Consider the following 17424-nt stretch of genomic DNA (forward strand, 5'->3'; position numbering starts at 1 on the left):
AGCCGTCCGGCAATCCGCCCAGAAAACGCCAATGCATTTGCCGGATCGGCTTACGCCGATCCGCGAGGAAAACCGCTCGCAGAGGCCAAAGGAAATCGCATGGTAGGATCGCCGCTGGGCAGTCGCTTTGGCTACAGTTTTTTGTCGTACATGCGGTGCGCTTTGGTTTTGGTCGCACCTCCGCGTTCAATGGTTTTGCGTGAAAGCGTGTTGCTTTCCAAAACCCAAGAGAATTCGCCTTCCTTGATTCCGAATTCGATCGCATCGGGAAGGATGCGTTCCAGCGTCACCAACCCGAGGCCCCATTTTTGGTATTCGGGAATGACGTTGGTGCTGATCAACCGGACGCGGGTTAGGTTCTTTCGCTTGGTGAACAATTTGATCCAGCCGAACGGAAAAATGTTTCCGCCGATCTCTTTGATGATCGGATTGAAGTCAAGCAATCCGAATCCCGCGCCGACCGGTTTGCCGTCGATCTCGGCGATGCTGGTCATTTCGGGGACCAACATGTACTTCAGCTCTTTGGCTTGATGATCGATTTCTGCGCCACTCAGCGGGACATAGCCCCAGGTGTTTTCGAGCGAGCGGTTGTAGATTTCAAGAAAAGTGCGCACGTCGCTGCTGAACCGTTTTTTGTCGATCGGTCGGCAGACAACGTTGAAGCGTTTCTTGACCTCTTCAAGGATGAAAGCCAGTTTGGGGTCCAGCGTTTTCAGGTCGTCGACGTGACCGATGTAGCTGAACATGTCTTCGGCTTTTTCAAATCCGGCAGCTTTGATAAGTCGGTCGTGGTAGGGCGGGTTGTAAGGGATCATGAATGTCGGCGGGGAATCGAATCCATCGATCAGCGTGCCGCACTCGTAGTTCAGGCTTGGGCTGGCGGGGCCGCGGACATCGGTCATCCCTTTTGCTTTCAGCCACTCCCCAGCGGTTTCGAACAGCAGGTTCGAAGCCTGTTCATCATCGGCGCATTCGTAGAACCCGAAAAAGCCGCGTTTTTCTTTGTAGCGATCGTTGTGCGCGTTATTGATGATCGCCACGATTCGTCCGATCACCTTACCTTCACGGGCAACGATGAACGCTTGGCATTCGCCGGCGGCGTAAAACGGGTGAGGCTTGAACCCGACCAGCTCTTTTTGAACTTTCCAGATCGGCGGCACCCAGTTTGGATCGCCTTGATACAGCTCTTTAATGACGCGCATGAAAGCACGTCGATCGGATCGAGTCGCAACGGGCCAACAACGCAGGGCATCAGACATCGAGGTTCCGCTTTCAGGGCTTTGGGGAAGTCTTGTGTAGGGGACCACCGGCAACGGGAAGGTGTGCGATGGACCGTTTGTTAATGAAAAATGACGGCCAGGCGTTCAGAATAACGGACGATCTTAGGTTTGTCGTCGGCCAATGGCGGCTTGAATTCCGGCGGAGGTCTTGTGGATCAGTAGCGTCGCTTCGGGACGGTGTTGTCCCTTTTTATCGGCTAGTTTCGGGCGGATTTTTTCGGGCCGCAAGTCCGAACCGCGGACCTTGATTTCTTGTAACCGTACGTCTTGCTGGACGGCTGCACGCTTAATGGCCTTCATGTCGGCTGATCCGCGCCAGAGGACTTCGTACCCGACCGCTAGAGGGTGGGGCGGAGGGGCGGCGGAAGTTAAAAATCCTGCCGGTCCGCCAACCAATTGCAGGTTCTGGGCGACTGCAAATGCAACCGTTAAACCTGCCGCTCGGACGGCAGGGTCAAGGTCGATCAACCAAGCATCTGCAGACGCGACGGTTTCGACGGGGTATTCACGTTCCCAGGACGTTGCGGCGTACTCTTCGGCAGTGGCGAAGAAGGTAACCGGTTCGCGATCGCGGTAAACACGCGTCGCTCGTCGACCGCCGCAAGCGACCGGTTCCGGGAAATCGCCGAACCATGCGACTTGTTGGCGAACACTCCCACGGCAACTGATCCACTCAAGTTCCGCTGCCTCTTCCCAACTGTCAGGGACTTCGGCTGCCGGCGCCAGTTTGATGGCCGTTCCCAGCGAGCGATCGACCAAACGTTGCATGGTTTCTAAATCGGGCAGGTAGCCTTGCGGATCGGAATGACGTTTCTCATCCGCTCGGCGGTCCGGGTCTAGATGGACGTAAGACTGTTGGTAGCAGTCAGGCAGATCCTCTGCTTTTACGCATACGACCGCAGAATGGTACGTATTGGCGACGGCCGCGGACTGGAGGTTGTAGGCGACCACTGCCGCCATCACCGGATCGGAATCGATGGCCACAACCGGACCTCGCTGGCGGAGCGCGATCGCGTCGCCGCCGACTCCACTGCAGATATCGACGATCGATCGCCCGCTTGGGAAGCGAGCCGCTTTGTAGTGGGCGGTCCAGCGATCGGATGCTTGTTCGGCGGCCCTTTGGGTGCCAAGCCAAAAGCCATCCCCCAGTTTGTCTTGCAGTTTCGGCAAGATCTGAGCGAATTGGCCAACCCAGCGAGTCGCCTCGTTGCCGAGCTCCACGCGCATCCGTTTGATGGCTGCCGGAGTTGGCGCTTTCGCATACTCCAACACCACGTTTTTTAACTGGGGATTGCCAGCAAGCGATGCGACGATCTGGGCATCCGTAAGCGGGCAGGCGATAGCGCTAGTCCTTCTGAGAGCTGTCGGAGCCAGCGAAACTTGCTGCGTGGGCTTCGCGTTTGGCGAGGTCCAGGTCGTGGTCGACCATGATGCGTGCTAGTTCCCGAAGATCGGTTTCCGCGGTCCAGCCAAGCTTCTCTTTTGCCTTGGTGGGGTCGCCAAGAAGCAATTCCACTTCGGCGGGGCGGAAGTATCGTGGGTCGATTTCCACGTACTGTTGCCAGTCCAGATCCAACTGTCCAAAAACCAATTCCAAGAACGCGCGGACGGTTTGGGTTTCCCCTGTCGCGATCACGTAGTCGTCGGGTTTGTCCTGCTGCAGGATCGCCCACATCGCTTTCACGTAATCTTTGGCGTAGCCCCAGTCACGTTTGGCATCAAGGTTTCCGAGGTACAGTTTTTTCTGTAGCCCCATCTTGATCCGGGTGGCGGCTCGCGTGATTTTGCGGGTCACAAAGGTTTCGCCGCGACGCTCGGATTCGTGATTAAATAGAATCCCGTTGCAGGCGTACATGTCGTAGCTTTCGCGGTAGTTTATCGTTTGGTGAAACGCGTAAACCTTGGCACAAGCATACGGAGATTGCGGATTGAACGGAGTCGTTTCGCGCTGCGGCGTCTCCATGACGTCGCCATACATTTCGCTGCTGGAAGCCTGGTAAACCCGGACCGGCTTGCGAGCGTGCAGCAGACGCGCTGCTTCAAGAACATTTAAGGCTCCAACGCCCACCGTCTGCAGCGTGTAAACCGGTTGATCGAACGAGACCCGAACGTGGCTCTGGGCACCCAGGTTGTAGATTTCGTCCGGTTCGATTTCAAGCACCAGATTCGTCAATGCCTGGCCGTCGGTTAGGTCGCCATAGTGCAACCGCAACTCGCTTTTTTCATGCGGGTCACAGTAGATATGCTCGATCCGTTCCGTCGAAAAAGTGCTGCTTCTGCGCACTAGTCCGTGGACCTTATAACCCTTGTCCAGAAGCAATTCGGCCAAATAACTGCCATCCTGGCCGGTGATCCCGGTGATCAATGCCGACTTGCTCATCTCGTCCGTTCTCGTCGTTAGGGTTTGCCCTAGCGGGCGGTATAATTTCCGCAGCTTACGCTTATTCTCCAGTCGCTGCCAAGCCCGAGTCGGAAACGGGGGGCTCGGGCGATGTTAGCAGCGAAACAACAATCAGCGTGAGGAACGCCAATGGGATCGTGACGATGCCGGGCTGCGTGAACGGGGCCCAGGCAAGTTCCGGATCCCATCCGTAAACCTGTTTGTAGGTATCGCTGCTTAGCAGGATCCAGCCCAGCGAGCTGACCATGCCGACGATAACGCTGGAAATCACTCCCTGGCGAGTCGTTCGTTTCCAGAACAGCAGCATGACCAACGCCGGTAAGTTGGCACTTGCGGCCACACTAAAGGCCCAGCCGACCAGATAGCTGACGTTCATTTTTTGGAACAAAATTCCAAGTACGATCGCGATCGCTCCGACGACGACGGCGGCCATTTTCGCGATTCGAACTTGTTGATGGTCGGTCATTTTCCATCCCAAGTACCCGCCCAAGAGGTCATGAGCGACGGCACCGCTGGAGGCCAGGATCAGACCGCTGACGGTTCCCAGAACGGTTGTAAATGCGATCGCCGAGATAATCGCGAACAGCAATTGGCTGAGGCTCTGGGCAAGTAGCGGAGCCGCCATGTTGTTCGATTGCACGTCCAACGCACCGCTGGTCATCGCTCCAAGTCCTAAATACAGCGTCAGGACGTAGAAGAACCCGATACTTGCGATCCCAACGATCGTGCTCTTGCGGGCCGCTGCGCCGTCTTTGACCGTGTAATAGCGGATCAGGATATGGGGCAGGGAGGCGGTGCCGCAGAAGAGAGCCAGCATTAAGGAGAGGAAGTTGATTCGGTCGCGGACAAGTTTTCCTGAATCATCCGACGCTTCGCCACGAATCCCCGCAAATTTTGGGTGCTCGCCCGGACGCATGATTCGGCTTCCTGCAGTCGGTTTTTGGAAATAGACTTCGGTCGTCGTTCCATCGGCGTGACGGACAACCCGGTTGCCCCAGAGGACGACTTCGCTGTCTTGAAGCGTTTTGAAGAATTCGATCGGTCCCAGCGGTCCGGTCTCGGTTTGTCCATCGGGAAGTTTGGTGACGTGGCCCACCGGGTGCAGAACCCGTTCCCCTTCGCCCTCGCCAAGGGGCAGGCCGCCAATGAACGTGTTCCCATCCCGTTTGGAAACGGACTGAGCTTCGCGAAGCAGTATTTTTCCTTCTTCGGCAATTTTGTCGTAAACCGTGTACCCGCCGTCGGCGTCTTGCAGTCGGACTAAGGATTCCTCTTTCCAGCCGTCCTCGTCCGGGAGGATGGCACGGCCGTCAATCTCTTTGCCCGCAAGTGCCTCGGCGTCAAAGGGGCCTAGTTGCTGAAGGGCGTACCCATCGGTCCCCCCATCGGAAACGTTTAGGCCGCGCTGCAGAACCATGACCGTTAGCACAAGGCTAAAGATAACCAGCAGCGATCCCTTCAAAAATTGGACCCAGGTCGTGGAAACCATGCCGGCGGTAATCACGATCACGATGACCACCGCACCCACCATGACAACTCCGGCCCAGTAAGGCAGACCCATCAGGGGTTGGATTAATGTCCCTGCACCAACCATTTGCGGGATCAAGTAAAAAACGCTGACAGCAAGCGTGCTGATACCGGCGGCTAGTTTGATGCCCGGTGAATTGAAGCGAGCATCGAGAGCGTCGGCAAAGGTAAACTTGCCCATCCGTTTCATCGGTTCGGCGATGACAAATAGGGCGACGATCCAGCCGGCTAGGTAGCCAATCGAATAGAGGAATCCGTCGTAACCGTAGGCGGCGATCATCCCGCAAATGCCCAGGAAGGACGCGGCGGAAAGGTAGTCGCCTGCGAAGGCAATGCCGTTCACTGCCCACGGAATTTCACCATGAGCGGTAAAAAAGCCAGCCGACGAGTTCGCCTTGCGACCCATCCAAAAGCTAATGCCAATTGTTACGAGGACAAAGGCGAAGAAGATGCCAACCGTCGTGTAGGAAAACTCGTAAATCATTCTTCAGTTCCTTCTGCACGACAGAGGAAGCCATAAATCAAAGCCAAAATCAATGCCGCAATGATCAGGAAAAAACCATACAGGATCGCAAGGTTTAAGCCCCCCAAAGGACGCCATTCCATCGCCGTGGGTGCAAATGCACACAACAGCATGAAACCTAGATACATTGCTGTGTAGATGAAAAACAACAGCCAACCAAGTCTCTGGTTGTACTGCCGGGGCTCCTGTTTCGACATCCGCGGGCGCCTTCAGTTCATTTGGGTGGGGACGCTCCAACCGAGCGACCGATAAATCTTTGATCCAGAGTGTAACCGGAATCGGGACCGTTTGTGAGGCGATTAGGGTGGACTCGTTTGCAGTAAAGTGAATCGATCGATTTTCAGGGAAGAGGGAATGCTCGATGGGCACTATTGAGAAAGGTTTTTGAATGAAATCGCTTCGCTTGCAGCCGATGCAGAAGTTTTCTGTGCCGGCAAAACCGGATGTCGTCATGCAGCGATTTCGAGAATCGCTTCCGTTGCTTGAGTCTGCAGAGCACACTTCGATGGCCGGCCGAGTCGTCGATTTTCGAATCGCACCGTCGAAGCAACGATTTTGGTCCCCGCATCTCTCGGTGCAGGTGGGCGAGCCGGTCGGACCTTGGTCAGGTGGGGCGCAGGAAGGGGAGGGTGGCGCGGAAGATGAGATGTCCGAAATAATCGCTCGTTTTTCGCCTCGTCCGGAAATTTGGACGATGGTGATGGCGATCTATTTCGCCGCGGCAATTTGCATGTTGGCCGCGTCGATATTCGCCTACGCGCAGTGGTTCCTCGGGCGGATGCCGTGGGCACTGTTCGCTTGGCCTGCCGGGCTGCTGATTATTGGGGCGCTGCACGGAGCCAGTTTGGTAGGTCAGTCGTTGAGTGAAGATCAGATGGAAGAATTGCAGGGCAGGCTAGAGCAGTTAGTTGCATTGGCCTTTCCAGCGGAGTCGTAAAGCATTGACTCGCATTTTTCAGATGCATGTTGGCGAAGTCCCGGCCCGCTATGCAACAGTCTGTCGACTTCGTGATTGCCACCTGCGAAACGCGACACTATCTCGGCCGGTTAGCGTCGCTTCACTCTCCGTTTGCAAAGGGCGGCACGGTCGCCGCGGCTGGCAGGTCAGCCAGTTGCAAATCATGCGCGGGCGGCTTGGCGGGGCCCACGTGCTAGGAGGACTGCGCGTCGTTGGGCAACGATGTCGTATCGCTGAAGGACCAGTTGCGCCAGGTCACCGATGTGATGGAGTTCCCCTTTCTTGCCGTCATATAGGGGAACGCTGCGGCTCAGTTGAGGCAGCGGGCGCTGGAGTTCGACTGGCATTGCTCGTGGGTGGGAGCTTGCTTGTTGCCGAGATTTTGGGGCGGGGGAAGCCGCCCTGGAGGCAGAGGAATGGTCTTCAGTCGCCGCAGGAAAAAGTAGCAATTGAGTCATCGTCGGTACTCGCTAGCAGGCTAGGGTGAAAGTCCTTTCACCACTTGCCTGAACAAGGGATGAGAGATTCCTTGTGGGACGTCTGTCCCACTGAAACCAATCATCGCTACCCGACGGACACGTTAGGTCACGCCTAAAAAAGAAGTCCTTTGCTACCGCCGATTCGCTACCGTCGATTGGCGCTGAAGATCAGGTAAGCCAGCGTGGCGACTGCCTGGAGCGTGCCAGCGACATACGTTAGGGCGGCCGCATTTAGGACCTTGGAAACGTACTGGGATTCGTAATCGGTAATGATTCCCTGGGCTACCAATTGGCGTTTCGCGCGGGCGCTGGCGTCAAATTCTACGGGCAGGTTAATTACCTGAAAGAAAACGATCGCTGCGAAGGCAATGATCCCGATCCAGAGGAGTGGTGTGAACCCGGTGAGCATCCCGCCGATGAACATTAGCATGGCGGCATTGGAGCCAAAGCTGGCTGCGGGGACCGCTGCGTTTCGGATCACTAGCGGGGCGTAACGCTCGGCGTCCTGCATCGCGTGACCCGCCTCGTGGCAGGCGACTCCGACGGCTGCCATCGATTGCGCCCCGTAAACTTCTGGGCTCAGTCGTAGGACCTTGGCGCTGGGGTCGTAGTGGTCTGACAGAGTCCCCCCGATTGGTTCGATCTGGACCGATTGCAGGCCTGCGGAATCGAGCATCAGCCGCGCCGCTTGGAAGCCGGTCATCCGAGCTGGCTCTTCGGACATCTTTCGGAACGTCGATTTGACCTTCCACTGGGCGTACATGCCGAGAAGGAAGAATGGCCCCACAAACAAGAAGTACATCGGGTCGAAAAACATGATCGGTCTATCCAGCGCAAAGGGTCTGCCGTGCTGACAGTCAGCAGGTCGTACTGCTAATCATAGGCAACTGCCGTGCCGATCCGCCCTCTCTGCTTCGCTTTCTAGCCGATTCTTGTCCCGGCAAAAAACTTTTCCCAGGAAAAAACAAAAAGCATCCGAGGTGGACACTTGGGTTTTGCATCGAGGCAGGGTGCCCAAAAAATAGGCAGGTCGGCCAATGCCTGTCGGTTGTGCATGGGCATTCTGTGGCTGCACAGTTTGCGTGCGTTTTCCCTAAGTCCTTATGCTTGCATGACTTCCGGGTTCTCTTTTGCCAGCAAAGAAAGATTGGGGTGTTCTCTCAGCGAGGTCCGACCGGCCGCCGCTGAGCTCCGTTCTTCATTTCAGTCTCACGGCCTGCCGAGCCATCCGCAAAAGGAATTCGATGAATACCCCTCAGCCGTCCACTCCATTCAGCATGCTTTCCGCTTCCGATTATTCTTCGCAAAATAAATCTCCCGAAGCGTCCCAGGCTCCGGTTGCCGAGGCCGAGAGTCGTGCCGAAGGTGGGGCAGTTGAGCGACTGCAGTTGCCTCCTATCACTCCAGGTTTGCACCCCCAGCAGCGGGCCGACGAAGTTCTTCGTCTGGCTCAGGAAGCGTTTGCTCAAACCGGTAAGTGGGTTCTCTTCTATCGTGAGATGATGGGAGTGGATGGAGTCGTGCGGCAGTTGTTCCCAGAGGCAGAGGATTTACGAGCCTTTGAAACCACCCCCCAGTTTGCCCAGTTGCTGGAAATAATGACCGCTGTGAGGGCGCATGATTCAGGGAAGGTCGACGAGCTTGAGCCTCAGAAAATGATCACCGTCCGCTTGCCGAAGAGCCAGCATGAGGCGATGAAGGTCGAGGCGAAGGAGCACGGGACCAGCATCAACAAGCTTTGTATCAGCAAGCTCCTGTTGCCGATCCGAGCCGAATTTGTGCCGGCGGAAAAAGGGAAGGTTCGTGGTCGCAAGCCAGGTCCTCAGGGGCCGCTTAATCGGGTCGCTGAAAACCTTCCAACCGATGTCTAGGGATATCGCTCAATGTGGACGAAAGCTCCATTAGCCAAGAAGACGCCGACGCGAGTTTAGAGGGTATTTTTAAAAGCCCCGCGTCGGGTGATGGGGACGCTCCACCTTCTTAGCGGAACGGCGCGAGCCGTCCGGCAGTATCTCCTGCAACCCCACGTATTGGCCGGATCGTCTCTCGCCAATTCGCCAAGAGCTCCACCTTTCTTAGCGGAACGGCGCGAGCCGTCCGGCAGTATCTCCTGGAACCCCACGGATTGGCAGGATCGTCTCGCGCCAATTCGCCAAGAGCTCCACCTTTCTTAGCGGAACGGCGCGAGCCGTCCGGCAGTGGCTCCTGAGACCCCACGTATTAGCAGGACGGCTCGCGCCGTTCCGCTAAAAACTACCGTACCCTTGGGGCTTCCGAACCCTATTGGGCCGATTTGGTGATCGCCGCTTTCCTTGCTGCTTCGAATTCGTCTCCGGCGTTCCAGCTAGGCATGGTGTCTGCTTCGGCGACCTGTAGCCCGACTTTGTAGAGCAACTGAATGTCCTCGACCGCGCCGGCGAGGTCCCAGGCTTCGCTATATTCGTCGCTCGGCTGGTGGTAGTCCTTTTTTACCCAGCTGTCGAGTTGTTCTTGGCCCCAGCCGGCGGGTTTGCCGACGACGTTTGTGCCGGTGTGCAGATAGACTCCGGGGACGCCGATCTTGGCCAGCGAAAACTGGTCGCTGCGGTAGTAGTAGCCTCGGTCAGGGAAATGGTCCGGCGTGACGACTCTGCCCTGCCCTTTCGCGACGTCAATCAAGACTTGGTCCAGGGTCGATTTGCCCATCCCGATCATATTGACGTCGTGAGTCCGTCCGATCCAGTTGGCTCCGTCGATATTGATAACCGCCGCCATCTTGCCCGCTGGGATCGTGGGATTCGCCGCGAAGTACTTGCTGCCAAGGAGGCCTTGTTCCTCGGCGCCGACCGCCGCGAACAAGATGGATCGTTTTGGAGCTTTGGGAAGCGACGCGAAGGCTCGTGCCACCATCAGCAAGCCCGCTGTCCCCGACGCATTGTCGATCGCACCGTTGTAGATGTTGTCACCATCCTCGCTACGACGAGCTGCGATGCCGATATGGTCATGGTGAGCCATGAAGATGACATGCTCGGAGCGTAACTCTGGGTCGCTCCCTTCCAGGCGAGCCAGCACATTGGCCGTTTCTTGTTTGCGGACGTCGCAGGTTAGGTCCATCGAGAGTTCTGTCGGCAGCGGGACGGGCCGGAACGATCGCTTTTCGGCTTGAGCCCGCAGTTCATCGAGGTCCATGCCAACCGAATCGATCAGTTTCCGAGCCGCCTGCTCGGTTACCCAGCCGCGGACGTCGACGCGTGGTTGCCCTTCGTCCTGGAGTTCAAATTCTTCGCCCGACCAAGAGGTCTGGACCACCTGGAATGGATAGCCCGCCGACGCTTCGGTATGAATGATCAGGGCTCCTGCGGCCCCCATTTTTGCAGCCATCGCGTACTTGTAGTCCCAGCGGCCGTAATAGAGTCGGCGTTTTCCCTCAAACAGCTCAGGGTCGTCGGCAGGGTCATTGTTCATCATCACCAGGATCTTCCCGCGGACATCGACGTCTTTGAAGTCGTCCCAGTCGTATTCGGGGGCTTGGATTCCATACCCAACGAAGATCAGCGGAGCATTTTTCACCGAGACCTGTTGTTGGGGGCGGCCCGAAGTGGCGATGTATTCGTCGTAGTACTTCAGCGTGACTGTTTTGTCTCCTCGGAAATCGATCGTAGGAGGGCACTCGGTTTGTACGCCAACCAGCGGGAACGGCTGTAGCCAGCTTCCCGATGGGCCAGCAGGTTGTAGGCCCAATCCCTGGAACTGAGTCGAAAGATAGGCTTGTGTTAACGCATCGCCGCGGGATCCCGGGCCTCGACCTTCCAGCAGGTCATCCGAAAGAAAGCGAATGTGGCCGCGGAGTGCCGCGTCATTGATGTTTTTCGTCGAGGCATCCAGGGCGGCGGCTGATTCATCTTGGCCCACGAGGACGGGAGCAAAGGAGAGCCAACCAATCGCCAAAACAAGGAAGTGAGGTAGATAGCGCACGAGCAGAAAATTCCTGTGTTGAAGACCCGAAATTCAAGAATCAGCAAGTATACGTTGTTCCCGCACTCAAAGAGGCGTTGAGGAACGCTCTTTGTAGCGAAACAAGGCAGGTCAGGCCGTTTGCGTCATTCCGCCGGAAGCCGATTTTCCTGCCCCCATATTCTTGCCGAGTTTTACGGTGGGGCGATTTGTGGGGACACCAACGAGTTGCGGGCGGCAAGAGCCGCCCGCGTTGTTGTTCAGAATTTGGTTCCTCGGAACCGAAAGGCTAGACCGGCTCTTTGCCGTCGACGACCGATAGTTCGGCTCCGTCCAGGAAGCTGACCAGCGACTTCGCTCGGTACGGCTGCTGTAGTTTGCGGACAGCTTTGCTTTCGATTTGACGGACTCGTTCGCGAGTCACTTGGAAAATCCGTCCGACTTCTTCCAGCGTGTAGGTGTAGCCGTCCGCTAGGCCGTAACGCAGGCGGAGGATTTCTCGTTCGCGATAGTTAAGCGTTTGCATCGCCCGGTCGATCTGCTGCTTGAGGGCTTCGCGGTTTGCTTCCATCAACGGATCATCGTCACGGTGGTCTTCCAGGAATTCGCCAAAGACACTGTCTTCGTGGTCTCCAACGGGTTGGTCCAGCGACAGCGGAGCTCGGCTCATCTTCAGGATCACGCGTGTTTCGTCGACGGACATGTTCATCCGCTCGGCGACTTCTTCAGGCGTCGGTTCGCGGCCGACTTCTTGAACCAGGTCACGCGTCACCTGCCGAACCTTGTTCATCGTATCGATCATGTGGACCGGAACACGAATGGTACGGCTTTGGTCGGCAATCGCACGGGTGATCGCTTGGCGAATCCACCACGTCGCGTAGGTGCTGAATTTGTAGCCCCTCGCGTGTTCGAATTTGTCGACCGCTCGCATCAGTCCCGTGTTGCCTTCTTGAATGAGGTCCAAGAAAGAGAGGCCTCGGTTGCGGTACTTCTTGGCGATCGAGACCACCAAGCGGAGGTTTCCTGCCGAGAGGACTCGTTTGGCTGCGTCGTAATCTTCGCGGAAGGCGTTGGTCCGTTTGATCCGTCGGCCCAGGGTCCGTGGAGCTTCGAACGTCAGACGCATCAGGTGTCGTAGTTCGGTTTGTAGTTCTTCAACCGTGGGCATTCCTGGGCCACCGAGAAGATCGGGGTGCGATAGGAGGTTGCGAATTTCCTGCATCCGCTGGGATGTTTCTTCCAGCTTGTCAAAGATTGGCTGCAGGCGTCCTGTCCGCAGGTTCATCTCTTCGACTAGGCGAACCGCCTTGTTTCGGCGAATGGTCAGACGTCGCCATGCGTTGCGGCGTTCGGCCGCTGGAAGGCTTGCATTGATTGCGGTGAAGTAGTCAGGTTGGTTGGCAACCAGCAGATGCTTGAGCGTTTCGACGTTCGGAACGATCCGTTTCATGATCGCGACTTTTTCCTTCTTGTTCGTCACGCTCACTTCGATCGTTCGGTCCAAACGTAGTTGTTTGTCTCGGACCTGTTCCAGGAGCTTGCAGGCTCCTTGCAAGACGAAGTCGGTTGCGAGCATCGAATTGCGAAATTTTTCGCGAGTCTTTTCGATCTGTTTCGCAGCCGAGACTTCTTGGTCGCGGGTGAGCAATGGGATCTGGCCCATTTGCATCAAGTACATCCGGACAGGATCTTCTGTCGGGTCTCCGGTCATTTCACGACGTCGCGGATCCGCTTCATCACCGGCTACGGAAAGATTGCCACTACCGAGGGCACGTTCTCCGCCCATCACGCGATTTCTGCGTTTAATGGACTCGTCGGCCTCGTAGGCGTCGTCTTGCAGACTGCGGCTCATTCGTTTCGCCATCTCCATCTCCCCTGGGTGCCGGTTCGCATTGCATTCATCTGGATCGTTTGAGATTGCATCCAGGGTGCCGAAACTGTCTAAAGAGTAAGCTGATATCATGGAAGTCGTTCTGTGCCAAAGAGTTGCGTCAGTGGATGTTGGTCGTCCTAGCACTCGCTTGGTGGCGAATTTGCAACATTTTGCGTTGCGTAAATGCAACATGTTGTGTAAACGCTCCGCTATTTGGGTGTCTTCCCGTCGAGCGGAATGGTTTTGTCTGCCAGTGCAGGGGCTGAACCCTTCAACCGTAGGTTGCGACAGGCGATTGGGGCGGAATTCTGCTCAGAATGTCTACTGAGAAACAAAAAAAATGCGGTTTACCACCTGTGGTAGCAAAGGCAGGTTTGCCTGCTACGCTAGGCTGAATTGATTCTTGCTCGATATGAAACCTATCTATGTTCGGATTTGGAAAGAATTCGCCTGCCCAGCACGTGCGTCGGTCTCAATTACTTCCGTTGTTGGAAGACGGGGATCAGCGGGCCGCGGCCGAACGTTTTTATCCTTCGCCCGGACGTGAAAGCTTCCTGACCGCTCTGCGGCGCTTGGATCCTCAATCCGCCGCTGCGATTGTCGCCGCCGGCCGTCAGTTGGAGTGTGCCGCTCCGTTGGCCGAACAACCGACCGTTGCCATCGCCGGAATGCTTAACAGCGGCAAAACAAGCTTGGTGGCAAGTTTCCTTAGTGCCGAAGGAAAGAAGCTCTGCTTGCGCGGCGCCAATAACCGTGAAGGGACGCATCGTTTTGTGCTCTGGCTGCCATCGGCTTGGGAACAGGATTCGGAACTGTGGGGATTGCTGCTCGGACGTATCGGCGAAGCTTTGGGAAGCCCTCCAGAGCGGCTTTCCAGTGACCCCCAGCAAGCCCATGCTCAGTACAACAACAGCGAAGGGGATGCTTCTTTGCTGTCGGTTCCGCTGGTGGCGACCGACCCGGGATTGGATGCCGCAGGAGTCGGTTTGTTGGACTGTCCTGACATTGTTTCAGACAGTTCTTTTGGACGTGGCGATCCTGAGACCCGCCGGCAGTTGCTGGGCAAAGCCGCGACGCTGTGCTCGGCGTTTCTTGTCGTCACGACTCCGGAACAATTTCGCGACCGCGACTTGGCCGATCATCTGCGAGTCGCTTCCGATTTAATGCCCGGAGTTCCGCGGTTGCTTGCCGTCAACAAAATTCGGCCGCGTCAGACACCTGACCAGGTCTGGGAAACCTTTCGGCCGCTTGCCGAGCAGCATCGTGTTGAGAAAATTTATGCTGCCTATGATTTTGATATCGAGAACAGCCGCCCCTATATTCCTGCGCCTCCCGGCGAACATGATCATCGAGCGGTTGACGCATCCGATCCGTTGCCGATTTTCTTTTCGCTTGCGGAAAACCCCGACGAGAATCCTCCCGCAGCCATTTTAGATGATCGCTTTCTGACGGAACTGCCAGGCCAGTTGGACCGCGGGAAATTATTTGAACGATTTCGAATCGCTTTGGAGACTACGTTGCGTGCGGCGGTCTGGGAGGGCGGCATGGACGTCATCGAAGAGGGAGCCGAAAAGTGTCAGCGGGACATCGAACGAATGCGAAAATTGCTGCTGGCCGTTGGCTTGGAATTTTTTGCAAACCGGCAACCCGGAGGCCAGATCATTGAACTCCGATTGCATCAATCCGAACGGATCATTCGCCAATTGACCGATGCCTTCTCGGCTTCGGCACCGTGGTACGCGCGGTGGGGCGTGCGGATGAATGCTTACGTCGTGAAAATAGTGGGTGGCACCAAAGATCTGTTCCGGCAGATTGTTCCCACCGCCATCGCTCGGCAGAAAGCCGGTGAAGTTCGCGAAGCGCTGACGGCTGGTGAGTTCGGAGGGATTTTGACTCCAGGACGACTGGATAATGCGCTTCGGCAGCATGGCGTGGTTGATCGGTTGGTAACGCAGCCCGACGACAGTCAGCTTAATCAGTTGTCCCGCGAAGCAATTGCTCGGTTTGAACGTGATGATTTCACTTCGTTGGATGTCGTGCGGTTGGATGAATCGGTTCGACGAATGTGGAAGGAAGTGCCGGCGAGCAAAAAAATCTCGGCGGGGATCACTCCATTGACCGCAGCCCTTGCTGCTTTTGGTGCCGTCCTCTTGATCCCCTTGGATTTTGGCGGATCGATGATTGTCGCTTCGGCTTCGATTCCAGAATTGTTGGCCGCCGCTGGGCTAAGTGCTTTCGCGACCTATTGGAGCGGCAAACAAACGACGAACAACGTCGGGCAGCAAGCCGCCAGACAACAGCTGAGCGATTTTAGTACGGTCCTGGGCGACACGCTGGGGATTCCTCGTACGGATCAACCTCTGAGTGTTCAGGTTGCCAAGCAGGAAGTCCCCTTGCCCGCTCCGACGATTAAGCAGCGACCTGCAGAGTGGGCGCCGATGACTTATTGGAAGACCCGGCAAGCATTCCAGACCGAGCTGAATGAACAGCTCCCACGTGAGGCGTCCTGATGAATTCTTTTACTCCATCCAGCATGGATCCTCGTCGAGCCGATTCGTCTTTGGAAAATTCGGACCCCGGAAGCTTGTTCTTGCAGCGAGTCCAACGCGCGGCGACGACCGTTTTGGGAGACAGCCTTGCCGGGCAGGATGTGCTCGGGTTGTGTCTGGATCACCAGAGATCACGCCAACTGATATTGCAGGATCGAACGACCGGCGTCGCCACCGTTGCCATTGTCGGCGCCGCTGGTCAGGGAAAGTCATGGTTGGCCAAGCAGATCGTGCGTGGCAGCGCCGCCGAAAAAGAGATTCCAAGTGGTAATGCAGAGGACGAATCAACGCGGCGGTTGATCTGGATTGGCCCGCAACCGCCAAGCGATCTGGACCAGCGGCGTGAACGCTATCTCCACTGCGATTCTGCTGACATGCATGATTTCGGTGGGGAGTATCTGCTGGTGGATACTCCTGGGGCAACCGATAGCGATCAAGAGATTGCCGATACGGCTCGGCGAGCCCTGTCGATGGCATCGATCCTGATTATGGTGACACGCCGCGATCAACTGCGCAGCCAAACCGTGACGGTCCTTTCTGAATTGGGCGAAGGGACACTGATTGTACCGATCATCAATGCCGTCCGAAATTCAGAAGATGCCGAATTGGATGCCGACTGCGATGCGTTGGTATCGCGAATGCGCTCGGCCGCTCCTTCGGGGACCGTATTGGCCCCCATCTTGATTCCTGATTTTGATGTCCAAGAGATTTCGCCGGTCGCAGCCAGTGACAATGCGTTGCAGAAACTGAACCGTTTGCTGCAACCCTATCTTGATGGCCATCTGACGGACGATCGACGCCGGCGGATTCGTTTGGCAACCGCAGATGCTCGTTTCCGCGAATCGCTGCGAGCGACGTTGGGCGAGCATTTGCCTGGTTTGACTTTGGCTGTGGAACGTTTGAATGAAGAAGCTGAGCGTTTGCCTCGCGATATTGCGTTGTCGCTTGTAGGAGATAAAGAATCGCTTCGCGCCGGGGTCCGGTCACGTTTGCGTTTGACCCTCTTAACGGAAACCGCAGCCATCTGGTTTCCCTACCGTACGATGCTGGGATTGTTGAACCTGACCCATGGGGCTTGGGATCGAGTCGTTCTGTCACTGTCGGGCAGTTTGCCTTCGTTGTTGACCGCCGCTTGGACCAGTGCACGCAACCTAAGTCAAAACGGAGCTCGAGAACAAGATCTGCGGGAAGGGCTGCGGCGTCGAAGCAGCGCCGCCGTCACCGACCGATTGGGGCCACCCATCGCACGTTTTCGCGACCAGCTAAAAGAGTTGATGCACCAAGAGGGGCCAGCCACAAACACGTTGTTGGATTCCGATTCGGGCACGGATTCACAGGTTGCCTATCTAGCGGGGATCGATTCCCTGCAAGAAGAATCACAGCAGATTTTCGAGCAAGAGATAGATCGCCACACGATGCGTCGCTCGACCGTCATGATCCTGGCGTTGATTGGTACGGCAATCTTCTGGTTTCTGATGTCCGCTCCAATTGTTTCCTTGTACGGGGAATATCTCGCGGCGAGTGTTGAAACATTGCAGGGGGCCGGAGGCCCACTGGAGCGTTTTCCAAGACCCGAATTTTCGATGCTGCTGACCAGTTTGTTGCTGTCCGTATTGCCAATGGCAATTTTTGCGATGCTTGTGATTACCTGGGCCCAGCGGAATGGAAGCGTTTTGCAAGCCGAACAGATGATTCGCGATCGCCATGATCAGAGTATTCAGCGATTGCAGCAGCAGGGAGTCTTGAAGCTCCGTTGGAACGATCCTCAGTTGGCTGACGCCGAATTTTTGCTATCAGCAGGCCGAGATAATTCGACGTCCAGCGAGACTGACTAACGTATTGTCGCCAGCAACGAACCTGAGGGGCCGTTGCTTGGTGTGGCTTGCTGCTTAAGCACCGTG

Annotated in this window: 13 protein-coding genes; 4 read left to right on the forward strand and 9 right to left on the reverse strand. The window is 56.4% G+C overall.

The features are described from left to right. Positions 1-131: 131 nt before the first annotated feature. The 5 genes from FF011L_RS08615 to FF011L_RS08635 all read right to left on the reverse strand — a co-directional run bounded on the left by FF011L_RS08615 (position 132) and on the right by FF011L_RS08635 (position 5928). Entirely contained in the window at positions 132-1259 is a 1128-nt protein-coding gene (locus FF011L_RS08615) for a GNAT family N-acetyltransferase (protein WP_145351222.1), read from the reverse strand. Positions 1260-1382: 123 nt separating this feature from the next. Continuing rightward, positions 1383-2555: a class I SAM-dependent methyltransferase gene (locus FF011L_RS08620; RefSeq protein ID WP_145351223.1), complete on the reverse strand. Its 1173-nt coding sequence runs from the start codon at positions 2553-2555 to the stop codon at positions 1383-1385. 70 nt (positions 2556-2625) lie between these two features. Continuing rightward, a complete protein-coding gene (gene gmd / locus FF011L_RS08625; RefSeq protein WP_145351224.1) occupies positions 2626-3660 on the reverse strand; it encodes a GDP-mannose 4,6-dehydratase in 1035 nt (344 codons plus the stop codon). 61 nt (positions 3661-3721) lie between these two features. Continuing rightward, positions 3722-5692, reverse strand: coding sequence for a sodium/solute symporter (locus tag FF011L_RS08630; protein WP_145351225.1), 1971 nt, complete (start codon positions 5690-5692; stop codon positions 3722-3724). Next, complete coding sequence (locus tag FF011L_RS08635) at positions 5689-5928, reverse strand: DUF485 domain-containing protein (RefSeq protein WP_145351226.1); 240 nt, start codon at positions 5926-5928, stop codon at positions 5689-5691. The genes FF011L_RS08630 and FF011L_RS08635 overlap by 4 nt, the downstream gene beginning before the upstream one ends. A gap of 191 nt (positions 5929-6119) precedes the next feature. On the opposite strand from FF011L_RS08635, the gene FF011L_RS08640 reads away from it, so the two are divergent. Next, entirely contained in the window at positions 6120-6668 is a 549-nt protein-coding gene (locus FF011L_RS08640) for a hypothetical protein (protein ID WP_145351227.1), read from the forward strand. A 182-nt stretch (positions 6669-6850) separates the two neighbouring features. On the opposite strand, the gene FF011L_RS08645 is transcribed toward FF011L_RS08640, so the two are convergent. After that, a complete protein-coding gene (locus tag FF011L_RS08645) occupies positions 6851-7147 on the reverse strand; it encodes a hypothetical protein (protein ID WP_145351228.1) in 297 nt (98 codons plus the stop codon). Between the two features lie 166 nt (positions 7148-7313). After that, positions 7314-7985, reverse strand: coding sequence for a zinc metallopeptidase (locus FF011L_RS08650; protein ID WP_145351229.1), 672 nt, complete (start codon positions 7983-7985; stop codon positions 7314-7316). A gap of 427 nt (positions 7986-8412) precedes the next feature. On the opposite strand from FF011L_RS08650, the gene FF011L_RS08655 reads away from it, so the two are divergent. After that, positions 8413-9039: a toxin-antitoxin system HicB family antitoxin gene (locus FF011L_RS08655; RefSeq protein WP_145351230.1), complete on the forward strand. Its 627-nt coding sequence runs from the start codon at positions 8413-8415 to the stop codon at positions 9037-9039. 409 nt (positions 9040-9448) lie between these two features. Here the strand turns inward: FF011L_RS08655 and FF011L_RS08660 are convergent, their stop codons facing one another. Together FF011L_RS08660 and rpoD are read right to left on the reverse strand one after the other, a co-directional pair. Then, positions 9449-11122: a M28 family peptidase gene (locus FF011L_RS08660; RefSeq protein WP_145351231.1), complete on the reverse strand. Its 1674-nt coding sequence runs from the start codon at positions 11120-11122 to the stop codon at positions 9449-9451. Between the two features lie 268 nt (positions 11123-11390). Further along, positions 11391-13064 (reverse strand): RNA polymerase sigma factor RpoD, encoded by a 1674-nt coding sequence (gene rpoD / locus FF011L_RS08665; RefSeq protein WP_391560922.1) that lies wholly within the window; start codon positions 13062-13064, stop codon positions 11391-11393. A 335-nt stretch (positions 13065-13399) separates the two neighbouring features. On the opposite strand from rpoD, the gene FF011L_RS08670 reads away from it, so the two are divergent. Both FF011L_RS08670 and FF011L_RS08675 read left to right on the forward strand, forming a co-directional pair. After that, on the forward strand, positions 13400-15484 hold the full coding sequence (locus FF011L_RS08670) for a hypothetical protein (RefSeq protein ID WP_145351233.1): 2085 nt from the start codon (positions 13400-13402) through the stop codon (positions 15482-15484). Continuing rightward, positions 15484-17358 (forward strand): hypothetical protein, encoded by a 1875-nt coding sequence (locus FF011L_RS08675; protein ID WP_246109820.1) that lies wholly within the window; start codon positions 15484-15486, stop codon positions 17356-17358. Before FF011L_RS08670 ends, FF011L_RS08675 begins: the two co-directional genes overlap by 1 nt. Positions 17359-17424: the final 66 nt, after the last annotated feature.

It is taken from the genome of Roseimaritima multifibrata (assembly GCF_007741495.1).
Taxonomy (GTDB): Bacteria; Planctomycetota; Planctomycetia; order Pirellulales; family Pirellulaceae; genus Roseimaritima; species Roseimaritima multifibrata.

Coding starts and splice junctions, on each gene's coding strand:
- FF011L_RS08630 (WP_145351225.1), bottom strand. CDS start 5,692: ATGATTTACGAGTTTTCCTACACGACGGTTGGCATCTTCTTCGCCTTT.
- FF011L_RS08650 (WP_145351229.1), bottom strand. CDS start 7,985: ATGTTTTTCGACCCGATGTACTTCTTGTTTGTGGGGCCATTCTTCCTT.
- FF011L_RS08635 (WP_145351226.1), bottom strand. CDS start 5,928: ATGTCGAAACAGGAGCCCCGGCAGTACAACCAGAGACTTGGTTGGCTG.
- FF011L_RS08670 (WP_145351233.1), top strand. CDS start 13,400: ATGTTCGGATTTGGAAAGAATTCGCCTGCCCAGCACGTGCGTCGGTCT.
- FF011L_RS08675 (WP_246109820.1), top strand. CDS start 15,484: ATGAATTCTTTTACTCCATCCAGCATGGATCCTCGTCGAGCCGATTCG.
- FF011L_RS08655 (WP_145351230.1), top strand. CDS start 8,413: ATGAATACCCCTCAGCCGTCCACTCCATTCAGCATGCTTTCCGCTTCC.
- FF011L_RS08615 (WP_145351222.1), bottom strand. CDS start 1,259: ATGTCTGATGCCCTGCGTTGTTGGCCCGTTGCGACTCGATCCGATCGA.
- FF011L_RS08640 (WP_145351227.1), top strand. CDS start 6,120: ATGAAATCGCTTCGCTTGCAGCCGATGCAGAAGTTTTCTGTGCCGGCA.
- rpoD (WP_391560922.1), bottom strand. CDS start 13,064: ATGATATCAGCTTACTCTTTAGACAGTTTCGGCACCCTGGATGCAATC.
- gmd (WP_145351224.1), bottom strand. CDS start 3,660: ATGAGCAAGTCGGCATTGATCACCGGGATCACCGGCCAGGATGGCAGT.
- FF011L_RS08645 (WP_145351228.1), bottom strand. CDS start 7,147: ATGACTCAATTGCTACTTTTTCCTGCGGCGACTGAAGACCATTCCTCT.